Below are 17,201 nucleotides of genomic sequence, written 5' to 3'. Positions count from 1 at the left end.
TTGTTAATGCTGTCTATGCAACAATTAATAGGCAGCATTTTCACTGCGTAACACGTCTACCAATTGTTTAAAGTCTTCAGGCCACGGCGCTTCAAACATCATTTCTTCTTGAGTACGTGGATGCACCAAACCGAGTTTGACGGCATGTAAGGCCTGACGTTTAAAGTTACGCAAGGTATCGTTTAATAATGCCGATGCGCCTGCTGGCACACGTACACGTGGCGTATAAACAGGATCGCCAACCAAACCATAACCAATATAACTTAGATGCACACGAATTTGATGAGTACGTCCAGTTTCCAAACGCGCCTGAACACGGGTGAAATGCTGAAAGCGTTCTTTAACATTGTAATGTGTGACGGCGTCTTTGCCGCCCGGCAAAACAGCCATTTTCACTCGATCTACAGGATGGCGTTTAATCGGCTCATCGACAGTGCCTCCCGCAATCATGTTGCCGTACACCACCAAGTCGTATAAACGATAAACTGACTTTTTTGAAAGTTGCTTGGTCAAGGCAAACTGTGCTTCCAGATTTTTGGCAACCACCAATAAACCCGACGTATCTTTATCAATACGATGCACCAAACCTGCACGAGTTAACTCTGCCGATTTTGGATAATGATGCAGCAAGGCATTTACCAGAGTTCCAGAGCTATTTCCCGCCCCCGGATGCACCACCATGCCCACAGGTTTATTAATCACCATGATGTCATCATCTTCATAAATAATATCCAGTGGAATATCTTCAGGCAGGCTGCGGGTTTGCGCTTCAAGCTCGACTTCTAGGGTAAGAAGCTCATCACCTTCACACTTATATTTAGGTTTGACCGTGTTACCATTTACCAACAAATGACCGTCTTTGAGCCACTGTTTTAGCTTTTCACGTGAAAATTCACTCCAAATGATGGCTGCAACTTGGTCGATACGTAGTCCTAAGTGGCTGTCATCCAATTGAAATTGCAACGATAAACGTGTTGCAGTTGAGTCTGAAGTATGGTTATCTGCATCCTCAGCATCTTCAAGTAAATTGAACTCAGTTTCAGGTAAATTGGAATGGGTAGATTGTGCTTGACTCATTTGCTCATTCAGACAAAAGTGGTTTAATAGCGCAATTGTAGCTCATTGCCCGTATTAACAGAGGAATTTTTATGTCGCTACCACGTTATAAAATAACAATGCTTGCTCTTTCACTCGGCGTTGCGTCTGCAATTGTGGGCTGTAGCAGCAATCCAAAAAAAGAAGTGGTCGATACTGGTCCGCAATCTAGCGAACAGGTTTATATTGAAAAAGCAGAAAAAGCACTGGATCGTGGTCAATACACCGATGCCGTTAAGCATCTTGAAGCTTTAGAAACCTATTATCCAACGGGTGATTATGCGCAGCAAGCGCAGCTTGAATTGTTGTATGCAAAATTCCAGCAAAAAGATTATGAAGGCGCAATTGCTGTTGCAGATCGTTTCATCCGCATGAACCCGCAGCATCCTAAAGCCGATTATGCCTACTATGTACGTGGTGTGGCGAATATGGAACAAAACTATGATGGTTTGTTGCGTTATACCTCGCTCAAGCAATCACACCGTGATGTTAGCTATTTAAAATTGGCGTATCAAAACTTTGTCGATTTTATCCGTCGCTATCCATCAAGCACTTATGCGGTAGATGCTGCACAGCGCATGCAGTTTATTGGTCAGGAACTGGCGGAAGCCGAAATGAATGCGGCACGTTATAACATTAAACGTAAAGCATGGGTGGCTGCAGTAGAGCGTTCATTGTGGGTAGTTGAGCATTATCCGCAAACTCCGCAAATTCCAGAAGCGTTGGCAACGGTGGCTTATGGTTATGGCAAACTGGGCGATCAAGCCACAGCTCAACAATATATTGATGTGTTGAAACTGAACTATCCAAATTTGGTTAAAGCAGATGGTAGCGTGAATTTACGTGCTGCCCGTCATGACGCAAGCTGGATTAACCGTGCAACTTTGGGTATTTTCGGACGTGAAGCGCAAAGCAGCACCGAAGCACAACAGTCAGATACTAAAGCACAAGCAGAGCCATCACGCAGCCTCACCAACCGTTTGAGTTTTGGCTTGCTCGATCGTCCAAAATCTCAAAACGACAGCACTGAATAAAACCATTCCGACTGATTTTTCAGTTTTGAAAAATGCAAAGGGCAAGTTATGATACTTGCCCTTTGTTCTTTTATGGGCTTGTTTCCTGTCCTAGAAAAAGATACAAAAGAGAATACTCATTGAGTCAATCAGCACAGTCTGATGTATTCAACCTGTTCGGCGAACCTTTCACTACCAAGAGATAACAGACAAAACCGTATGGCCATTCCACAGCACACGATTGATCAAATTTTAGATCGCACTGATATTGTCGATCTGATTAGTCAGCGCGTGAAATTAAAAAAAACTGGTCGTACCTATTCGGGCTGCTGCCCGTTCCATCAGGAAAAAACCCCGTCTTTTCACGTTTACCGTGACAAGCAGTATTATCATTGCTTTGGCTGTCAGGCAAATGGTAACGCCATCCGTTTTTTAATGGATATTGATAACCGCAATTTTGTAGATGTCATGAAAGACTTGGCCAGTCAAACAAGCATCGAACTCCCAAAAGATCAGCACGACAATAAAAAACTCTCTTATAAACGTGAAGCCAAAAAGCCAACACCGATAGCTCAACCCAAACCAACAGCAAAAGACCAGAATGAAACTTCTGCAGCTCAAACCACATCAAGCGAACATACTTTTGAAGCTTCTGGCATCGACTTTGATCCTTTTGCCGAGTTTCAAAGTGCTGAATACGCAAACTCGGAATTTCAGAACTCGGAATTTCAAAACAATGCCGACCCGTTTGCAGGTTTTGAGCAATGGGACACCATGCAGGACACACCTGCACAAGAAGGCAACTTATACGACTTGCTAGAAAATATAGCGCAATATTATGAGCAGCAATTGCCGCACAGCCCTGCCGCGCAACAGTATTTTCAAAAACGTGGTTTAACCGCACAAACCTTGCAGTTTTGGCGCTTGGGTTACGCACCCGAAGATTGGCAGCATTTAGAAAAAGCCTTTCCGCAAGACATTGCAGGTTTAAAACTGCTAGGCTTAATTCGTACCAGTGACAAGGGACGTGACTTCGATTTATTACGTGATCGGGTGATTTTTCCAATCCGTGACAGCAAAGGACGTGTGGTCGGCTTTGGTGGTCGCGCACTTAATGATGAAATCAAACCCAAATACATCAACTCGCCCGATTCGGAAGTGTTTCATAAAAACCAATTGCTCTATGGTTTATATGAAGGACGCAAACAAAAAGCCCAAGATTATTTAATGGTCGAAGGCTATATGGATGTGATTGCCTTGCAGCAATACGGCATTCATGGTGCTGTAGCGACACTCGGTACAGCCAGTAATACCGATCATTTAAACATTCTATTCCGCCAAAACAACCGCATTACCATCGCGTTTGATGGCGATGCCGCAGGTCAAAAAGCCGCACGTCGTACACTGGAAATTGCACTGCCTTTGCTCAATGATGGACGTGAACTGAAGTTCTTTGTTTTACCCAATGAGCACGACCCTGACTCACTTATTCGTCGTGAAGGCATCGAAAATTTCCGACGTTTATTAGATCAAGCACCTTTGCTATCAGATTTTGTCTTTGCGCATCTCACCCAAAACCATAATATCAGTACCCCTGAAGGCAAAAGTCAGGTCATGGGTGAACTGCGGCAGTTGACCGAACTTTTGCCCAAAACGGGTTCTTATCGCTATTTGCTGCAACAGTTTTTCCGTGAAAAGTTAGGCTTTAACCGTAAATGGCAGGCACAGACCAATAACGATGCATCTTTAAGTTTTAGCACCAAAGTCGATGCCGAAGAATATGTGATTGCGATTCTAATCAATCACCCGTATTTGTATATTCACTTTGAACCGTTACGTGCGCTGATTCCAAATGATCATCTGCTACACCAAATCTTAAATATTTTAAATACTATTTTTGATGATCTACCCGATGATCCTGAACAAGCCAAATATTATATTTTGGGTGCATGCTCAGCGTATCACTATGAATTACAGCGCATTTTACAACAAGCCAATGTCAGTGATTACACGACTTCTCCTGAACACGTCGATAAATTGGCGCAGGATTTTTCGACCAAATTGCAATACGACTGTTTACAGCAAAAAATTCGCTCCAAAAAATTCAGCAGTATTGAAGAAATGAAGCGATTGAAACATCAAATTTATGAAATTGATAAAAAAAGATCGCTGACCTTGTTAGAGGAATAAGCGATCTGGTCTGATTAGATTAAGTTTGTATCGTCAAAAATCTTTTTTGTAAATCACGTTAATCTTACTTATTTGCGACGACGTTTGGCAGTCGCTGCTAAATTTTCCTGCATAAACTCAAAACATTCAGGCTCATCACCTTTGGCTGCTTCACGCAATAAAATAGAAGTTGGATGCAGCAGTTTTTGGGTTAAACGATAGGAAAATTCTTGCATAACTTGTGCAGCATCTTCACCTTTGGCAATACGCGCCATCGCCAAATTTAATTCTTCCTGACGCAAGCTTTCGCCATGTTCACGGTAAGCATGAATGGTCGCACCTGCTTGCTGAACTTTTTGATGGGTCACCAACTCAGTCACAAGCTGATTGACCATTAGCTCTGCTTCCACAGCCGCCTGACGACGCTGCGCCAAGTTTTCATCAATCACGCTTTGCAGGTCATCGACCCCGTACAAATACACGCCATCCAAATTTTCAATTTTAGGATCAATATCACGTGGTACGGCCAAATCGACCAACAACATTTGCTGATAGCGACGTTTCTTTAACGCTGCTTTCACTTCAGGATAAGCAATCACCTGATGCAAACTACCCGTACAGCTTGAAATTACATCAGCGCGGTGTAAATTGGCTGCTAACTGATCAAATTCAATAATTTCAACTTCAACCCGATGCGCAATTTCTTGTGCCAAAGTTTCGGCGCGGGCGCGGGTACGGTTACAAATTAAAATTTTAGCGACGCCCATCTCAGCTAAATGCTTCGCTACAAGGCTATTCATTTCGCCTGCTGCCACCACCATCACGGTTAGTTTTTCAGGATGGCTAAATACTTGTAACGCCAGTTGCGCAACCGCATAACCCATAGACACGGCATGGCTGCCTACGGCAGTTTCTGAACGTACCCGTTTGGCAGCATAAAACGCATATTCAAAAATTCGGTTGAGTTGTTGCGAAACCGTATGTGAGTCTTTGGCTAAAGACAGCGCAGTTTTGACCTGACCTAAAATTTGCGGCTCACCCAACATGAGTGAATCTAGCCCACTGGCTACGCGCATTAAATGCGACACCGCCTGTGCATTTTCATAACGATAAACATGACGACTCAATTGCTTCGCATCAATACCATTGACGTGTGCAAGCCAATCCAACACCTGTTCTGGATGTTCAGACATGGCGTAGACTTCGGTACGGTTGCAGGTAGACACCACCACCAAATCATTCAGTTCGGGATGTTGGCTTTGCTCAGCAAGTAAGGCACTTAACTTTTCTGGGTTAAATGCAATTTGCTCGCGCAACTCTACAGAGGCGGTTTGATGGTTGACACCCAATGCAAAGAAAGACATATCAGATCATCATTTCGCTAAATTTATGCTATTGTGCAATAACGGTGTCATAAAAAGCATTACTTGGATCAAGAAAAATTGCGTCAAACAAATAGCCGACCATACGGCGCGACAATTAAGCAATATTCTACCACATTCTTACTGGTCGGTAGCATGGCTTCAGTTGCTCATCTTAGAGCATCTGAAGAAATTTATCATGCAAATTCAAATTATAATGCGGTAAAACAAACCATGGTGGCAGAATTTGCCTTGGCTTATGGCGATATTCCAACTGCATTACACAACTACACGGTCTTGGCAATTAAGAACAATTCGACTTCCATTAAACAACGCGCCCTGAATATTGCCATTGAACAAAATGACCTACGTGCCGCATTAGATATTGCAACACATTGGGTGGTACAAGAACCATCCGATGTCCCTGCACTGTTTTATTTGGCGCACATTGCACTCAAAGCGCATGAATATGACTTGGCTGCAGAAACCTTAGATAAAATTCTAAATATTGATGCCACGGCTGACTTAGAACAAATTTTGGCGGGAATTTCCCCTGAATCTGTAGAAGACCGTGAATTTCTGATTCAAGCCCTGCGCACCAGCAAAGCCAAAGACAATCCATCTATTTTGGTATTGATTGCAGGTTTAAAAGCGCAAAATGGACAATATCAAGCCGCGCTCGATACCATTAACCGAGCGCTGCGTAAACGCCCGAAAGTCACTGGCTATATTTTAATGAAAGCCAATTTGTTGAGCGTACTTGGCAATGAAGAAGAAACGGCAGCTTGGTATGCAAAATCTAGCCGTAAGCACAACAATAACTTTGAAGTCCGTTTAGCCGAAGCCAAATATCTGGTCAAAAAAAATGAAGCCACTTTGGCGCTAACAAAGCTAGAAGCTATTTTAAAAAAATGGCCTACGGAAGATGAAGCCTTATTTATTGCAGGTTTGACCAGTATTGACTTAAAACAATACGAAAAAGCCGAAAAGTATTTGGTAGAGCTACGCTATTCGGCACAATATCAAAACGAAGCCTATTTTTATTTAGCGGTCAATGCCGAACGTAAACAGCACTTTGAAACAGCCAAAGCCTATTATCGTTTGGTGGATGGTAGCCTCTATACGGTTTCACGTCGCAACATGATCAGTATTTTTGCCCAGCAAGATAAACTGAACGATGCCCTGCGCTTTTTAACGCAGGAACGGGTCAACTATCCGCAGCATGCCAGTTTTTTATATCAGGCACAGGCCGATATTTTAAAACGCATGGACAATAAAAAAGCAGCTCTGCGTTTGTTAGATGAAGCCATCAAAAACCTGCCCGATGATCCTGACCTGATCTATTCAGAAGTCTTACTGCTCGATGCACATCAGGAAAAAGACAAACTGGATCAACTGCTCACCAAGTTACTGGAAATTGAGCCGAACAGCCCAACCTATTTAAATGCCTACGCCTATACCCTTGCACTGCAAAATCGCCGTTTGGATGAAGCACGTCGCTATGTAGAACAAGCACTTGTGTTTGCACCTGAACAGGCCTCTATTTTAGATACTTTAGGTTATGTCAGCTATTTGCAAAATGACTACACCGCTTCGGCACAAGCTTTAGAAAAAGCTTACACCCTGAGTCATAGTGCCGCGATTGGCTCACGTTATGCAAAATCGTTGTATATGCAAGGCGATATTCAAAAATTCAGCCAAGTGTTACAACAATTACAACAAAATCATCCGAATGATCCGCAATTGCAACAATTAAATTCGCTATTGTTACCGCAGCCAGTTAAAAGAGTTAAATGATTCATGCGTTTATTTTCAAAATTAGGATTAACCCTTTTTGCCACCAGTAGCCTTGTACTGACAGGTTGTCAGCCTTTCGTACAAAAACCAGCCAACATTTCACAGCAAGTTGAAGCCGAAAATCAATTTAACCTACAAGGCAAAATTGGTGTGCGCACTCCGCAGCAATCTGGCAGTGCCTTTTTTACTTGGGTACAGCAGCAACAGCAGTTTGATATTGAACTGAGCGGCATTTTGGGCGTTGGTAAAACGCAAATTAGCGGACAACCAGGACAAGTCACCCTCAACAGTGCCAAAACAGGGATAATTTATGCCGAAAGTCCTGAAGAACTGTTAGAACAAGCCACAGGTTGGCAAGCGCCCATCACCCACTTGGTCGATTGGGTACAAGCCCGACCTGCAACGGTCAATGCCCAAATTCAAAAAGACCCCCAACAGCGCCCAACTCAATTTATTGAAGATGGTTGGACAGTCGATTTAAGCTATAACGACAGTGCCAGTTTGCCAAACCGCCTGATTTTGAAACAGGCACTTGAATCAGGGCAAGAAAACCGTATTACAATGCTCATCCAAAATCGTTAATCACTTGCCAAGTTTAGCCATGATTCGTGTACCCTCACCTGCCAAATTAAATCTGTTTTTGCACATTACTGGGCGTCGTGACAACGGCTACCATGAATTGCAGACTATTTTTCAACTGATTGATTTATACGACTGGCTAGAATTTGAAGTCAATGCTACGCAGACCGTTCAAATTCAGGGTTTAAATAGTGTCGATTTAGAGCAAAACCTGATTTACAAAGCCACGCAAATTTTAAAACCCTACGCGAAACAAGCCACAGGTTTAAATATTGCAATTGAGAAGCACATCCCTATGGGTGCAGGGCTTGGCGGAGGTTCATCCAATGCCGCGACCACTTTAATTGTGGTCAATCAACTTTGGCAATGTGGCTTGGATACTCAAAAACTAGCTGAACTTGGTTTACAGCTCGGAGCAGATGTACCGATCTTTGTGCATGGTCGTAATGCATGGGCAGAAGGCATTGGTGAACAGTTAACATTCATAGACTTAGCCCCAAAACAATATATTGTGTTAAAACCTGACTGTTTTATCAGCACTCAACTACTTTTTTCACAAAAAACATTGACAAGAAACACGAAGCCCACTAAATTCTGCGGCTATCAGATAAAGCCATCTGACTTTGGAAATAATTTTGAGCCTGTGGCGCGAAATTTATACCCCGAAGTTGATGAAGCAATGCGTTATTTAGACCAGTTTGGTCAAGCAAAGCTTACAGGTACAGGTGCTTGTGTCTTTACTGAAGTGACTGCAGAAATGAATGTAGACGACATTTTGGCACACTCACCATGTACTGCGTACGTTGTGAACAGCCTAGATGAATCTCCATTACGACATTTCACAGTACAATAGGGGTATCGCCAAGTGGTAAGGCACCGGTTTTTGATATCGGCATCCGTTGGTTCGAATCCAGCTACCCCTGCCATCTCTTTCACCTGTAGATTACTGTATTAGGGGTATCGCCAAGTGGTAAGGCACCGGTTTTTGATATCGGCATCCGTTGGTTCGAATCCAGCTACCCCTGCCATCTTACAGTGATCAAATCTAGGGGTATCGCCAAGTGGTAAGGCACCGGTTTTTGATATCGGCATCCGTTGGTTCGAATCCAGCTACCCCTGCCATTTTCTCGCATTAGACAGAACCCCCAATATTACCGCTATCCTGTTAATTTACCTTGACAGAACGCAGTAAAAATATTAAAGTTCTGCCGCATTAGGGGTATCGCCAAGTGGTAAGGCACCGGTTTTTGATATCGGCATCCGTTGGTTCGAATCCAGCTACCCCTGCCATCTATTCCTACATACACCAACCGCCAAGGGTGCTTCATGCCCAATCTTGTCGTTTTTAGTGGAACCGCGCATCCACAATTCGCTCAAAAAGTCGTAAGCCACTTGCACATTCCTTTAGGTGCTGCATCAGTTTCTACCTTCTCTGATGGTGAGATTGCTGTAGAGATTACCGAGAATGTCCGTGGTAAAGACGTATTTATCGTACAACCTACTTGTGCGCCAACCAATGACAACCTCATGGAAATCTTGGTGATGGCTGACGCGTTGCGTCGAGCAAGTGCAGGTCGTATTACTGCTGTTATTCCTTACTTCGGTTATGCCCGCCAAGACCGTCGTCCTCGTTCTACACGTGTTCCAATTACCGCTAAAGTGGTTGCAGATATGCTCACCACTGTAGGGATTGACCGTGTGGTGATGATTGACTTGCACGCAGACCAAATTCAAGGTTTCTTCGACATCCCTGTAGACAACATTTATGGTACGCCTGCGTTATTGGCTGACCTGCGTCAACAGTCACACGACAACCTCATGGTGGTTTCACCAGACGTTGGTGGTGTGGTTCGTGCGCGCGCTGTTGCAAAACAAATGGGTGATATTGATCTTGCAATTATCGATAAACGTCGTCAAAAAGCGAATGAATCACAAGTGATGCATTTGATTGGTGATGTAAAAGATCGTGACTGTGTCATTGTAGATGACATGGTAGATACTGCAGGTACATTATGCAAAGCTGCCGATGCACTCAAAACTTTTGGTGCTCGCCGCGTTGTTGCTTATGCTACCCACCCTGTACTTTCAGGCAAAGCGATTGAAAACCTGAAAAATTCTGTCATTGATGAATTGGTTGTTACCGACACCATTCCTCTTTCAGAAGAAGCTCAAGCACTTGGTAAAATTCGCCAAGTATCTGTAGCAAGCATGGTTGCAGAAACAATTCGTCGTATTAACAACGAAGAATCTATTAGCGCAATGTTCGATTCTTATCTATAATAGAGCGCTAAATTTTCAAAGCCCTGCCACTTGGCAGGGCTTTCTATCACTAGATTGGTCGCAGATCTAGTTTATTTAAACTCAAAATAAGGATGTCTATCATGGCAAACTTCGTATTAAACGCTCAAGCGCGTGAAGCAGCTAACCAAGGGAAAGGTGCGAGCCGCCGCCTTCGTCACGCTGCATTAGTTCCAGCTATCATTTATGGTGGCGACGCTGAGCCTGTAACAATCACTTTAGAACTTCGTGAGCTTGTAAAAGCTTTAGAAAGCAATGCTTTCTTTGAAGAAGTTGTAGAAATCAAAGTAGGCGACAAAGTTGAAAACGTGAAAATCCAAGCGTTACAACGTCACCCTGCTAAAAACACACCTATGCACGCTGACTTCAAACGCGCATAAGTGTTCATGGTGTAATTAGTGGCTAATATTTCACTGATTGTTGGTTTGGGCAACCCTGGTAAAGAGTATGCCCAAACCCGCCATAATGCAGGCTTCTGGTTTGTAGAACGCCTTGCAGATCAATATGGCATTACATTAAAAGCCGATCCTAAATTTCACGGGATCAGCGGACGTGGTAATATCGAAGGTCAAGACGTTCGTCTGTTATTACCCACAACCTTTATGAACCGTTCTGGTCAAAGTGTTGTTCCCTTCGCCAAATTCTATCAAATTACACCTGAAGCAATGCTGATTGCTCATGATGAACTGGATATGAACCCAGGGATCATTCGCCTAAAAATGGGTGGTGGTCATGGTGGACATAATGGTTTACGAGACATCGTGCCGCACACAGGTCCAAACTTCCATCGTTTACGCATTGGTATTGGGCATCCGGGTTCAAAAGAACGCGTGTCTGGTCATGTACTGAGCAAAGCACCGAGTAGCGAGCAAACTTTAATGGATGATGCACTTGCACATGCATTGGGTCGCATCAAGTTATTGGTCAATGGCGAAGTACAACAAGCCATGAATCAAATCAATGCCTATAAACCGAACTGATGAATCCACAATTGTTGAACAATCACACTTGCCATGTCGCAATTTTCAGAGCAAAATGCGCTTTCTGCTCGGAACTGACATCCATCAAGCAGTGTTTGAATTCAACCATAAGATAAAATCTTAGGTCCACTAAGGAGACGCTCACCATGCTATCTCGTTTATTAAAATGCAAAATCCACCGTGCTTTTGTAACTCATGCAGAACTTCACTACGAAGGTTCATGTGCAATTGACGGAACACTCATGGATTTGGCTGGCATTCGTGAATATGAAGAAATCCACGTATGGAACGTGACCAATGGTAAGCGCTTCACAACTTATGCAATTCGTGGTGAAGACAACTCAGGCATCATTTCAGTCAATGGTGGTGCTGCACACCAAGCCGATGTAGGCGATATTATTATTATCGCAACCTTTGGTGACTTCACTGAAGCAGAAGCCAATGCACACGAACCACGTTTGGTCTATGCAAACCCAGACAATACCGTGAGCCACACTGCAAACTGTATTCCTGTACAAGTGGCTTAAGCCACTCCTGTACAAAATAAAAAACTCGCAGATTTTGCGAGTTTTTTTTATGGCTCAATAAAGTCATCTACTCTTTACAGACCCCATAGCAAGACTTACAAATTAGTCATCGTGCAAGCTATGCAATAAGCTATGGCTGATACCATCAGCTCTTAAAAATGCAAAATCATAACTTGCAGTTGCAAGTGCCAACACGCGACGCTCAAATTCCTGCCACAGAGGTCGCACTTCTTTGTAGTGAATGCCCAAGCCGCTTTCATCGGTAAAATGTCGATTTTTTTCACAAATTTTCAGTGCGTGATACAGCTTACGCCCTTTTGAAGCATCATCGCGTAAACGCACACGCTTAGAGCGGATAAACCCTTCGACATGACGCAAGTCAGCAAAAGGCAACATAGGCACTAAAATCTGATCAAGCTGTGCATCTAAACGACGCCAAACGGCAGTGTGTTGTTCAGGCGTATAACTGTTCCATTGAATCACTTCATGGTTAAAGCGACGGCAACCTCGACAGACAGCATCACCAAACACCGTAGAACAACGACCTGCACACGGGGTTAAAGTGGCAATTTGACGATCCTTACTCAACACAACACTCCAATATTTAACAACACCTGTTGGCGCATCAACATGAACACAACATTCTTCTTTGAAACGAGTGGCATCATACCCCGTTCTGCTACATTTTTAAAATGTTGTGTCGTGCTTTAAAACCATGTACCGCACTCGGTTTTCTCGCATATTCACACAAAGCAGGTTAGAATATGCGCCTTAAATTTTTGTCTTTCATCTATTGGAGTACTCCATGAACGCTACTGTAGAACAGCTTGCACCTGTAGAACAGCCAGCGACCACGACTTGGGTTGTTGCCGCACTTTATCAATTCAAAGAAGTTGCAGATCCTGCCGATCTTCAACAACGCTTATTAGATTTGGTAAATTCAATCAACCTTTGCGGTACTCTTATTGTGGCAGGTGAAGGCATTAATGGAACTGTAGCGGGTGATCGTGCCGCGATTGATCAAGTTCACCAATTTCTGTTGAATGAAGGCTTTACTACAATGGAATACAAAGAGTCGCACAGCTCTGAAAAGCCATTCCGTAAAATGAAAATCAAGCTGAAAAAAGAAATTGTGACTTTGGGTGTAGAAGTAAAACCACGTGATTTAGTCGGTCACTACCTAGACCCGAAAGAATGGAATGAACTGATTGCCCGTGACGATGTCATTCTGATTGATACCCGTAATGATTACGAATACAAAGCAGGCACATTCAAAGGTGCAATTGACCCGAAAACTGAAACTTTCCGTGAGTTTCCAGATTACGTTAAGCAAAACCTAGAACAGCACAAAGACAAAAAAATTGCGATGTTCTGTACAGGCGGAATTCGCTGTGAAAAATCCACATCATTATTGCTTCAGGAAGGCTTTAATGAGGTATATCACCTTAAAGGTGGTATTTTAAAATACCTAGAAGAAACCCCTGCCGACGAAAGCTTATGGGAAGGTGAATGTTTTGTGTTTGATGGTCGTACCGCAGTAACTCACGGTATGCAAGAAGGCCAAAACATCAAGTGTCATGCCTGCGGCTGGCCATTGCTTCCAGAAGAAGTTGAACTGCCAAGCTATGAACACGGCGTATCTTGCGTGTACTGTATTGATAAAACCACAGAGAAACAAAAAGAAGGTTTCCGTATGCGTCAGTCACAAATTGCTGCCGCCAAACGCAAACGTCTGTAATACATATAGGTTGTAATAAATATTTCTCGAGCATGTCTGACGTAGTCTTTCGCATGCTGGAGAATAAACTTAAGCCCTCATTTTTGAGGGCTTTTTTATTAGCATTCAGTTGGTACGCATTCACGTAAGATTACATAGCACATAAAAATACAACGCATTTTTACCAACTATTGCGCAAAAATCCCCAGATTGGGTGATAGCATTCATGCTAAATAAGCCACAAAATTTGTGGCTGTTATTGGTGGATAAGCAACAACACATAATATCACCCATAACCAAAACTTAAGGATCGTTATGTATTCCTAAACCTATACGCTATTATCAGGAGTGAAATTATGCCAAAAACAACAATTTCAAATTCAATGCAAACATTACGTTTCACCCCTGTAAAATCTCTATCTGCCCTGTGTCATACAGAAATACAAAATCGTTTGGAAGATGAGTCACATACTTTTATTGTGGCTATGGGAGCAATTTTAGGCGGCATTATTGCAGCTTTTATTGGCTATCATTTACCTGCCAATTTTTTAAATTACGCCTTACTGTGTGCAATTCCAATTCTTATGGCATATACATTAAGACGTGTCTATATCTACACCCTCACCCATTCAGAACTTGATTAAACCTAAAGCGCAAGGCTTTACCGTTCTTATACTTTACTGTTTATGCAAGAGTGCTTAGGATAGGGGCACTTTTTTAAAACACGACTTGCATGAATGTGACTGAATGGATTATTTCCATTATGGAACAACTTGGCTACTTCGGTATTGCCTTGTTAATGTTTCTGGATAACGTCTTCCCACCTGTTCCCTCAGAAATTATTATGCCTTCAGCAGGCTATTCTGCCTCGCAAGGGCAATTGTTGCTATTGGGTGTGATTATTGCAGGCTGTATAGGCTCATTAGTTGCAGCCGCAGTTTTATATTGGGTTGGCTATCGTTGTAAACACGACAGTATCTATCGTTGGGTCAATCGATACGGCAAATATCTATTCATTAAAGAGCAGGATGTCAAAAAATCCCTACACTGGTTTGAACAGTACGGACATCGCATTGTCTTTTTTGGGCGTATGATTCCTGCGATCCGCTCATTAATTAGTATTCCTGCTGGCATGAGTCGCATGCCGTTTTGGAAATTTATGTTTTATAGTGGCCTGGGCACCATTATTTGGACAACATTTTTAGCCTGTGTCGGTTATTATTTTGGTGAAAATCAGCAACTTATGCAGCAAATTTTCAATCGGGTCAGCCATGTAATTATTGCCATTGTAGTGCTACTTGTTGCTGTGGTGCTGTACCGTAGATACCGCCGTAAACAACAGCATTAATCAATACAACACTGTAAAATTATATCTTTTCGGGGAAAACCAGACATGAAACATTATTTACTCTTCTTCGCCGCAGTTTATAGTATTGCGCTGGTTTTGCTGATTACTGTATTAATTTTTGGGTTGAACTTGGGTGGACTGACTCTGCTACCGACCTTAATTGCTGCAGCATTTATTAGCGCAGGCCATTTTGTAAAAAAAGAACAACGCCTACCCAGCAGTGACGAAAAAATCCAGTTGGTTTGGGGCTCAAGCGCGGTGGCCATTATTATTGGCAGCTTCTTTGTATTTTTCTTGGTACTCATGAACCCAAATGCAGAAGAAATTCTAAAAGCAGCAGATAAAGCAGGATTGGCTTTGGCTGCCGTGATCATGCTGTGCCTGATTGCCATTCATGGTGCTGTGTTTCATATTGCCTACAACTGGTACGCAAACCGTTACTACCACAAGAAATTCTTATAAAATTTTACTGAATTGCTGTATTAGACACCCAAAAACAACAGCGCACACCTAAAAACTACAGCCACGCGCAGCATCATATATAAACTTACTTCAGACATGCGCTGTAACTAAAACACCTTGTGAATGGAGTATAAGGCTACATTTTCATCGCCTAAGCTTAGTTCATTCATAGCGATTATGAATATGAACACAGCAATAACTCATACAACGATAAAAGGTGATTCGCATGTCAGATTTTGAACGCAATGAACAGATTGACCGTGATGTGGTTAAAAATTTACCCAAAGAAGAACGTGATCGTTTAAATGCCGACCCGATTACAGGTGAGCCGGGTGCCCACCCTGTTGGTACAGGTCTAGGTGCAGTTGGTGGTGCTGCAACAGGTGCAACCGTTGGCGCATTAGGCGGCCCTGTAGGTGCAGTGGTTGGTGGTGCTGTAGGTGCTGTTGTTGGTGGATTAGCTGGTAAGGGCGCTGCAGAAGTAGTCAATCCTACCGAAGAAGAAGCGTACTGGCGTGCCAATAGTCTCAATACTGTCTATTATGCAGAAACACGCAGTCATTACCCCGATTTAGAATATGACCGCGACTACCAAAATGCTTACCGTGTTGGTTATGAAAACCGCCCGCATTATGATGCACATACCCACTTTGAAGATGTCGAACCCGATTTAAAAAGCAAATGGGAACAAATTAAAGGCAGTTCTCGCTTAACTTGGGAACAAGCAAAATTTGCGGTAAAAGATGCTTGGGATCGTGCTACACGCTAATTGGCATAGTTCTGCTAAGGTTGAAACAATACATCATTGATGTATTCATCCTAGCCACAAAAAAGCACTGCATTTAGCAGTGCTTTTTTTAGGTATTCATGCTTTCAAATATGCAAAAACATGAATCTAACCAATAGATTCGACAGTTTATTCAGGTGTGTGATACATCAAATACAATTCATTCAGATTTTCAGGAATTTCTTCTGCAATCTCGTCCATTAACTGACCATTGCGACGGAAAGATTCCATTTGTGGGTCTTCTTCATCAATGCCACTAAATACCATCATTGGCAAAGTTAAATCGACCAGTTGTTCTTCAAATTCAGGTGTGAACCACGCTTCTTCATTCAGGAACATGGCATCTACAAAACCAACACTCCAGTCACCTAAGCTTGAATCAACTTCTGCTTCTTCAATTTCAAATGGAAATTCAATGCCTTCTTCATTGGCTAAACTTTGGCGAATACTTTCTAACCATGCCTTAATTTGCGCGATAATTTCGGCAGGCACTTTGTTTTGATTGCCTTCAAATAATTCATTTAACCATGGGTCAAATTGAGGTCCAACTGCAATGGCACACAAGAAACCATGTGTTGCAGCGAAGTCTAGACCATATTCGTTTTGGTCACCATCTAGATATTCACTTAACAGGTCTAAATCTAAAGCAGTCATTTCAAATCCATAGGTGTCAATTTAGGGATGTAGCATAGCATTTTCAGCGGGTGATGCAGAACCTGATTTTAGTCGTCTTCGTCGTCAAAATCGTCGTCATCGTCAAAATCATAATCAAAATCTTTGAGCTCACGTTCCAAACGACGTTGTGCGAGTAAATCATCAATCAAACGGCGCTTTTCTAAAGATTCTTTCGCGCTTATTTTGTTTGATGCCTCATCGAAATTAACATCATCATCACCGTAGTTATCATCTAGTTCAAAATCTGTAGAAGACACTAAAACTACCTCAGAATGAAAAAATGTGAAGGGTCTAGCCGCTATTTATCTGCCTTTATAAATATTGTCAAGTTTTATTTATTTTTTTCAAAAAACTGCAACATACGCACATTGCAACATACTTTAAAATTTGTGT

At 42.6% G+C, this 17,201-nt stretch carries 19 protein-coding genes and 4 tRNA genes; 18 read left to right on the top strand and 5 right to left on the bottom strand.

Annotation, left to right across the window (positions count from 1 at the left end):
• Positions 1 to 24: 24 nt before the first annotated feature.
• Positions 25 to 1,077 carry a 23S rRNA pseudouridine(1911/1915/1917) synthase RluD gene (gene rluD / locus VF675_RS09155; RefSeq protein ID WP_167845844.1) on the bottom strand — a complete coding sequence of 351 codons (1,053 nt, stop codon included), beginning with the start codon at positions 1,075 to 1,077 and terminating at the stop codon, positions 25 to 27.
• Between the two features lie 71 nt (positions 1,078 to 1,148).
• Between rluD and VF675_RS09150 the strand changes: the two genes are divergently transcribed.
• Together VF675_RS09150 and VF675_RS09145 are read left to right on the top strand one after the other, a co-directional pair.
• Complete coding sequence (locus VF675_RS09150) at positions 1,149 to 2,129, top strand: outer membrane protein assembly factor BamD (RefSeq protein ID WP_004972213.1); 981 nt, start codon at positions 1,149 to 1,151, stop codon at positions 2,127 to 2,129.
• A gap of 198 nt (positions 2,130 to 2,327) precedes the next feature.
• Positions 2,328 to 4,298 carry a DNA primase gene (locus VF675_RS09145; protein ID WP_440205125.1) on the top strand — a complete coding sequence of 657 codons (1,971 nt, stop codon included), beginning with the start codon at positions 2,328 to 2,330 and terminating at the stop codon, positions 4,296 to 4,298.
• Positions 4,299 to 4,366: 68 nt separating this feature from the next.
• Here the strand turns inward: VF675_RS09145 and hemA are convergent, their stop codons facing one another.
• The gene (gene hemA / locus VF675_RS09140) at positions 4,367 to 5,641 is read right to left on the bottom strand and encodes a glutamyl-tRNA reductase (protein WP_004972216.1); all 1,275 of its coding nucleotides are present in this window, start codon (positions 5,639 to 5,641) and stop codon (positions 4,367 to 4,369) included.
• A gap of 78 nt (positions 5,642 to 5,719) precedes the next feature.
• On the opposite strand from hemA, the gene VF675_RS09135 reads away from it, so the two are divergent.
• From VF675_RS09135 to panD, 11 genes are all read left to right on the top strand, one after another.
• On the top strand, positions 5,720 to 7,435 hold the full coding sequence (locus VF675_RS09135) for a tetratricopeptide repeat protein (RefSeq protein WP_440205123.1): 1,716 nt from the start codon (positions 5,720 to 5,722) through the stop codon (positions 7,433 to 7,435).
• A gap of 3 nt (positions 7,436 to 7,438) precedes the next feature.
• Positions 7,439 to 8,017, top strand: a complete 579-nt coding sequence (gene lolB / locus VF675_RS09130; protein WP_004972223.1) for a lipoprotein insertase outer membrane protein LolB — start codon at positions 7,439 to 7,441, stop codon at positions 8,015 to 8,017.
• Between the two features lie 19 nt (positions 8,018 to 8,036).
• Positions 8,037 to 8,867 carry a 4-(cytidine 5'-diphospho)-2-C-methyl-D-erythritol kinase gene (gene ispE / locus VF675_RS09125; protein ID WP_440205122.1) on the top strand — a complete coding sequence of 277 codons (831 nt, stop codon included), beginning with the start codon at positions 8,037 to 8,039 and terminating at the stop codon, positions 8,865 to 8,867.
• Positions 8,866 to 8,940: transfer RNA gene (locus VF675_RS09120), tRNA-Gln, on the top strand. Before ispE ends, VF675_RS09120 begins: the two co-directional genes overlap by 2 nt.
• A 27-nt stretch (positions 8,941 to 8,967) precedes the next feature.
• Positions 8,968 to 9,042, top strand: a tRNA-Gln gene (locus VF675_RS09115).
• Positions 9,043 to 9,061: 19 nt separating this feature from the next.
• A tRNA-Gln gene (locus VF675_RS09110) sits at positions 9,062 to 9,136 on the top strand.
• A gap of 93 nt (positions 9,137 to 9,229) precedes the next feature.
• Positions 9,230 to 9,304, top strand: a tRNA-Gln gene (locus tag VF675_RS09105).
• 36 nt (positions 9,305 to 9,340) lie between these two features.
• Positions 9,341 to 10,294: a ribose-phosphate pyrophosphokinase gene (locus tag VF675_RS09100; RefSeq protein ID WP_004972226.1), complete on the top strand. Its 954-nt coding sequence runs from the start codon at positions 9,341 to 9,343 to the stop codon at positions 10,292 to 10,294.
• 101 nt (positions 10,295 to 10,395) lie between these two features.
• A complete protein-coding gene (rplY, locus tag VF675_RS09095; RefSeq protein ID WP_004972228.1) occupies positions 10,396 to 10,692 on the top strand; it encodes a 50S ribosomal protein L25 in 297 nt (98 codons plus the stop codon).
• Positions 10,693 to 10,710: 18 nt separating this feature from the next.
• A complete protein-coding gene (gene pth / locus VF675_RS09090) occupies positions 10,711 to 11,292 on the top strand; it encodes an aminoacyl-tRNA hydrolase (protein WP_440205121.1) in 582 nt (193 codons plus the stop codon).
• 146 nt (positions 11,293 to 11,438) lie between these two features.
• Entirely contained in the window at positions 11,439 to 11,819 is a 381-nt protein-coding gene (gene panD / locus VF675_RS09085) for an aspartate 1-decarboxylase (protein WP_004972232.1), read from the top strand.
• 102 nt (positions 11,820 to 11,921) lie between these two features.
• On the opposite strand, the gene VF675_RS09080 is transcribed toward panD, so the two are convergent.
• Positions 11,922 to 12,407 (bottom strand): DUF1289 domain-containing protein, encoded by a 486-nt coding sequence (locus VF675_RS09080; RefSeq protein WP_131260683.1) that lies wholly within the window; start codon positions 12,405 to 12,407, stop codon positions 11,922 to 11,924.
• A 217-nt stretch (positions 12,408 to 12,624) separates the two neighbouring features.
• Here VF675_RS09080 and trhO point away from each other — a divergent pair, with 217 nt between their 5' ends.
• From trhO to VF675_RS09055, 5 genes are all read left to right on the top strand, one after another.
• Positions 12,625 to 13,557 carry an oxygen-dependent tRNA uridine(34) hydroxylase TrhO gene (gene trhO, locus VF675_RS09075; protein ID WP_440205120.1) on the top strand — a complete coding sequence of 311 codons (933 nt, stop codon included), beginning with the start codon at positions 12,625 to 12,627 and terminating at the stop codon, positions 13,555 to 13,557.
• 335 nt (positions 13,558 to 13,892) lie between these two features.
• Complete coding sequence (locus VF675_RS09070; RefSeq protein WP_194558887.1) at positions 13,893 to 14,180, top strand: hypothetical protein; 288 nt, start codon at positions 13,893 to 13,895, stop codon at positions 14,178 to 14,180.
• Positions 14,181 to 14,269: 89 nt separating this feature from the next.
• Positions 14,270 to 14,884 (top strand): DedA family protein, encoded by a 615-nt coding sequence (locus tag VF675_RS09065; protein ID WP_440205119.1) that lies wholly within the window; start codon positions 14,270 to 14,272, stop codon positions 14,882 to 14,884.
• Between the two features lie 45 nt (positions 14,885 to 14,929).
• Positions 14,930 to 15,346 (top strand): ABZJ_00895 family protein, encoded by a 417-nt coding sequence (locus tag VF675_RS09060; RefSeq protein ID WP_168418017.1) that lies wholly within the window; start codon positions 14,930 to 14,932, stop codon positions 15,344 to 15,346.
• Positions 15,347 to 15,572: 226 nt separating this feature from the next.
• On the top strand, positions 15,573 to 16,115 hold the full coding sequence (locus tag VF675_RS09055; RefSeq protein ID WP_440205118.1) for a hypothetical protein: 543 nt from the start codon (positions 15,573 to 15,575) through the stop codon (positions 16,113 to 16,115).
• 147 nt (positions 16,116 to 16,262) lie between these two features.
• Here the strand turns inward: VF675_RS09055 and VF675_RS09050 are convergent, their stop codons facing one another.
• Together VF675_RS09050 and VF675_RS09045 are read right to left on the bottom strand one after the other, a co-directional pair.
• On the bottom strand, positions 16,263 to 16,787 hold the full coding sequence (locus tag VF675_RS09050; RefSeq protein WP_168418015.1) for a YecA/YgfB family protein: 525 nt from the start codon (positions 16,785 to 16,787) through the stop codon (positions 16,263 to 16,265).
• Between the two features lie 68 nt (positions 16,788 to 16,855).
• Positions 16,856 to 17,065, bottom strand: a complete 210-nt coding sequence (locus VF675_RS09045; RefSeq protein ID WP_004972246.1) for a PA3496 family putative envelope integrity protein — start codon at positions 17,063 to 17,065, stop codon at positions 16,856 to 16,858.
• Positions 17,066 to 17,201: the final 136 nt, after the last annotated feature.

This window comes from Acinetobacter sp. Lyrl_1, assembly GCF_051948795.1.
Classification (GTDB): domain Bacteria; phylum Pseudomonadota; class Gammaproteobacteria; order Pseudomonadales; family Moraxellaceae; genus Acinetobacter; species Acinetobacter towneri.
The sequence above is the reverse complement of the archived record's forward strand: the minus strand, read 5'-3'. Positions and strand labels throughout refer to the sequence as shown.

What these genes read in the sequence shown, in the direction of transcription:
- rluD (WP_167845844.1), bottom strand. Translation starts at nt 1,077, where the DNA reads ATGAGTCAAGCACAATCTACCCATTCCAATTTACCTGAAACTGAGTTC.
- VF675_RS09150 (WP_004972213.1), top strand. Translation starts at nt 1,149, where the DNA reads ATGTCGCTACCACGTTATAAAATAACAATGCTTGCTCTTTCACTCGGC.
- VF675_RS09145 (WP_440205125.1), top strand. Translation starts at nt 2,328, where the DNA reads ATGGCCATTCCACAGCACACGATTGATCAAATTTTAGATCGCACTGAT.
- hemA (WP_004972216.1), bottom strand. Translation starts at nt 5,641, where the DNA reads ATGTCTTTCTTTGCATTGGGTGTCAACCATCAAACCGCCTCTGTAGAG.
- lolB (WP_004972223.1), top strand. Translation starts at nt 7,439, where the DNA reads ATGCGTTTATTTTCAAAATTAGGATTAACCCTTTTTGCCACCAGTAGC.
- ispE (WP_440205122.1), top strand. Translation starts at nt 8,037, where the DNA reads ATGATTCGTGTACCCTCACCTGCCAAATTAAATCTGTTTTTGCACATT.
- VF675_RS09100 (WP_004972226.1), top strand. Translation starts at nt 9,341, where the DNA reads ATGCCCAATCTTGTCGTTTTTAGTGGAACCGCGCATCCACAATTCGCT.
- rplY (WP_004972228.1), top strand. Translation starts at nt 10,396, where the DNA reads ATGGCAAACTTCGTATTAAACGCTCAAGCGCGTGAAGCAGCTAACCAA.
- panD (WP_004972232.1), top strand. Translation starts at nt 11,439, where the DNA reads ATGCTATCTCGTTTATTAAAATGCAAAATCCACCGTGCTTTTGTAACT.
- trhO (WP_440205120.1), top strand. Translation starts at nt 12,625, where the DNA reads ATGAACGCTACTGTAGAACAGCTTGCACCTGTAGAACAGCCAGCGACC.
- VF675_RS09070 (WP_194558887.1), top strand. Translation starts at nt 13,893, where the DNA reads ATGCCAAAAACAACAATTTCAAATTCAATGCAAACATTACGTTTCACC.
- VF675_RS09065 (WP_440205119.1), top strand. Translation starts at nt 14,270, where the DNA reads ATGAATGTGACTGAATGGATTATTTCCATTATGGAACAACTTGGCTAC.
- VF675_RS09060 (WP_168418017.1), top strand. Translation starts at nt 14,930, where the DNA reads ATGAAACATTATTTACTCTTCTTCGCCGCAGTTTATAGTATTGCGCTG.
- VF675_RS09055 (WP_440205118.1), top strand. Translation starts at nt 15,573, where the DNA reads ATGTCAGATTTTGAACGCAATGAACAGATTGACCGTGATGTGGTTAAA.
- VF675_RS09050 (WP_168418015.1), bottom strand. Translation starts at nt 16,787, where the DNA reads ATGACTGCTTTAGATTTAGACCTGTTAAGTGAATATCTAGATGGTGAC.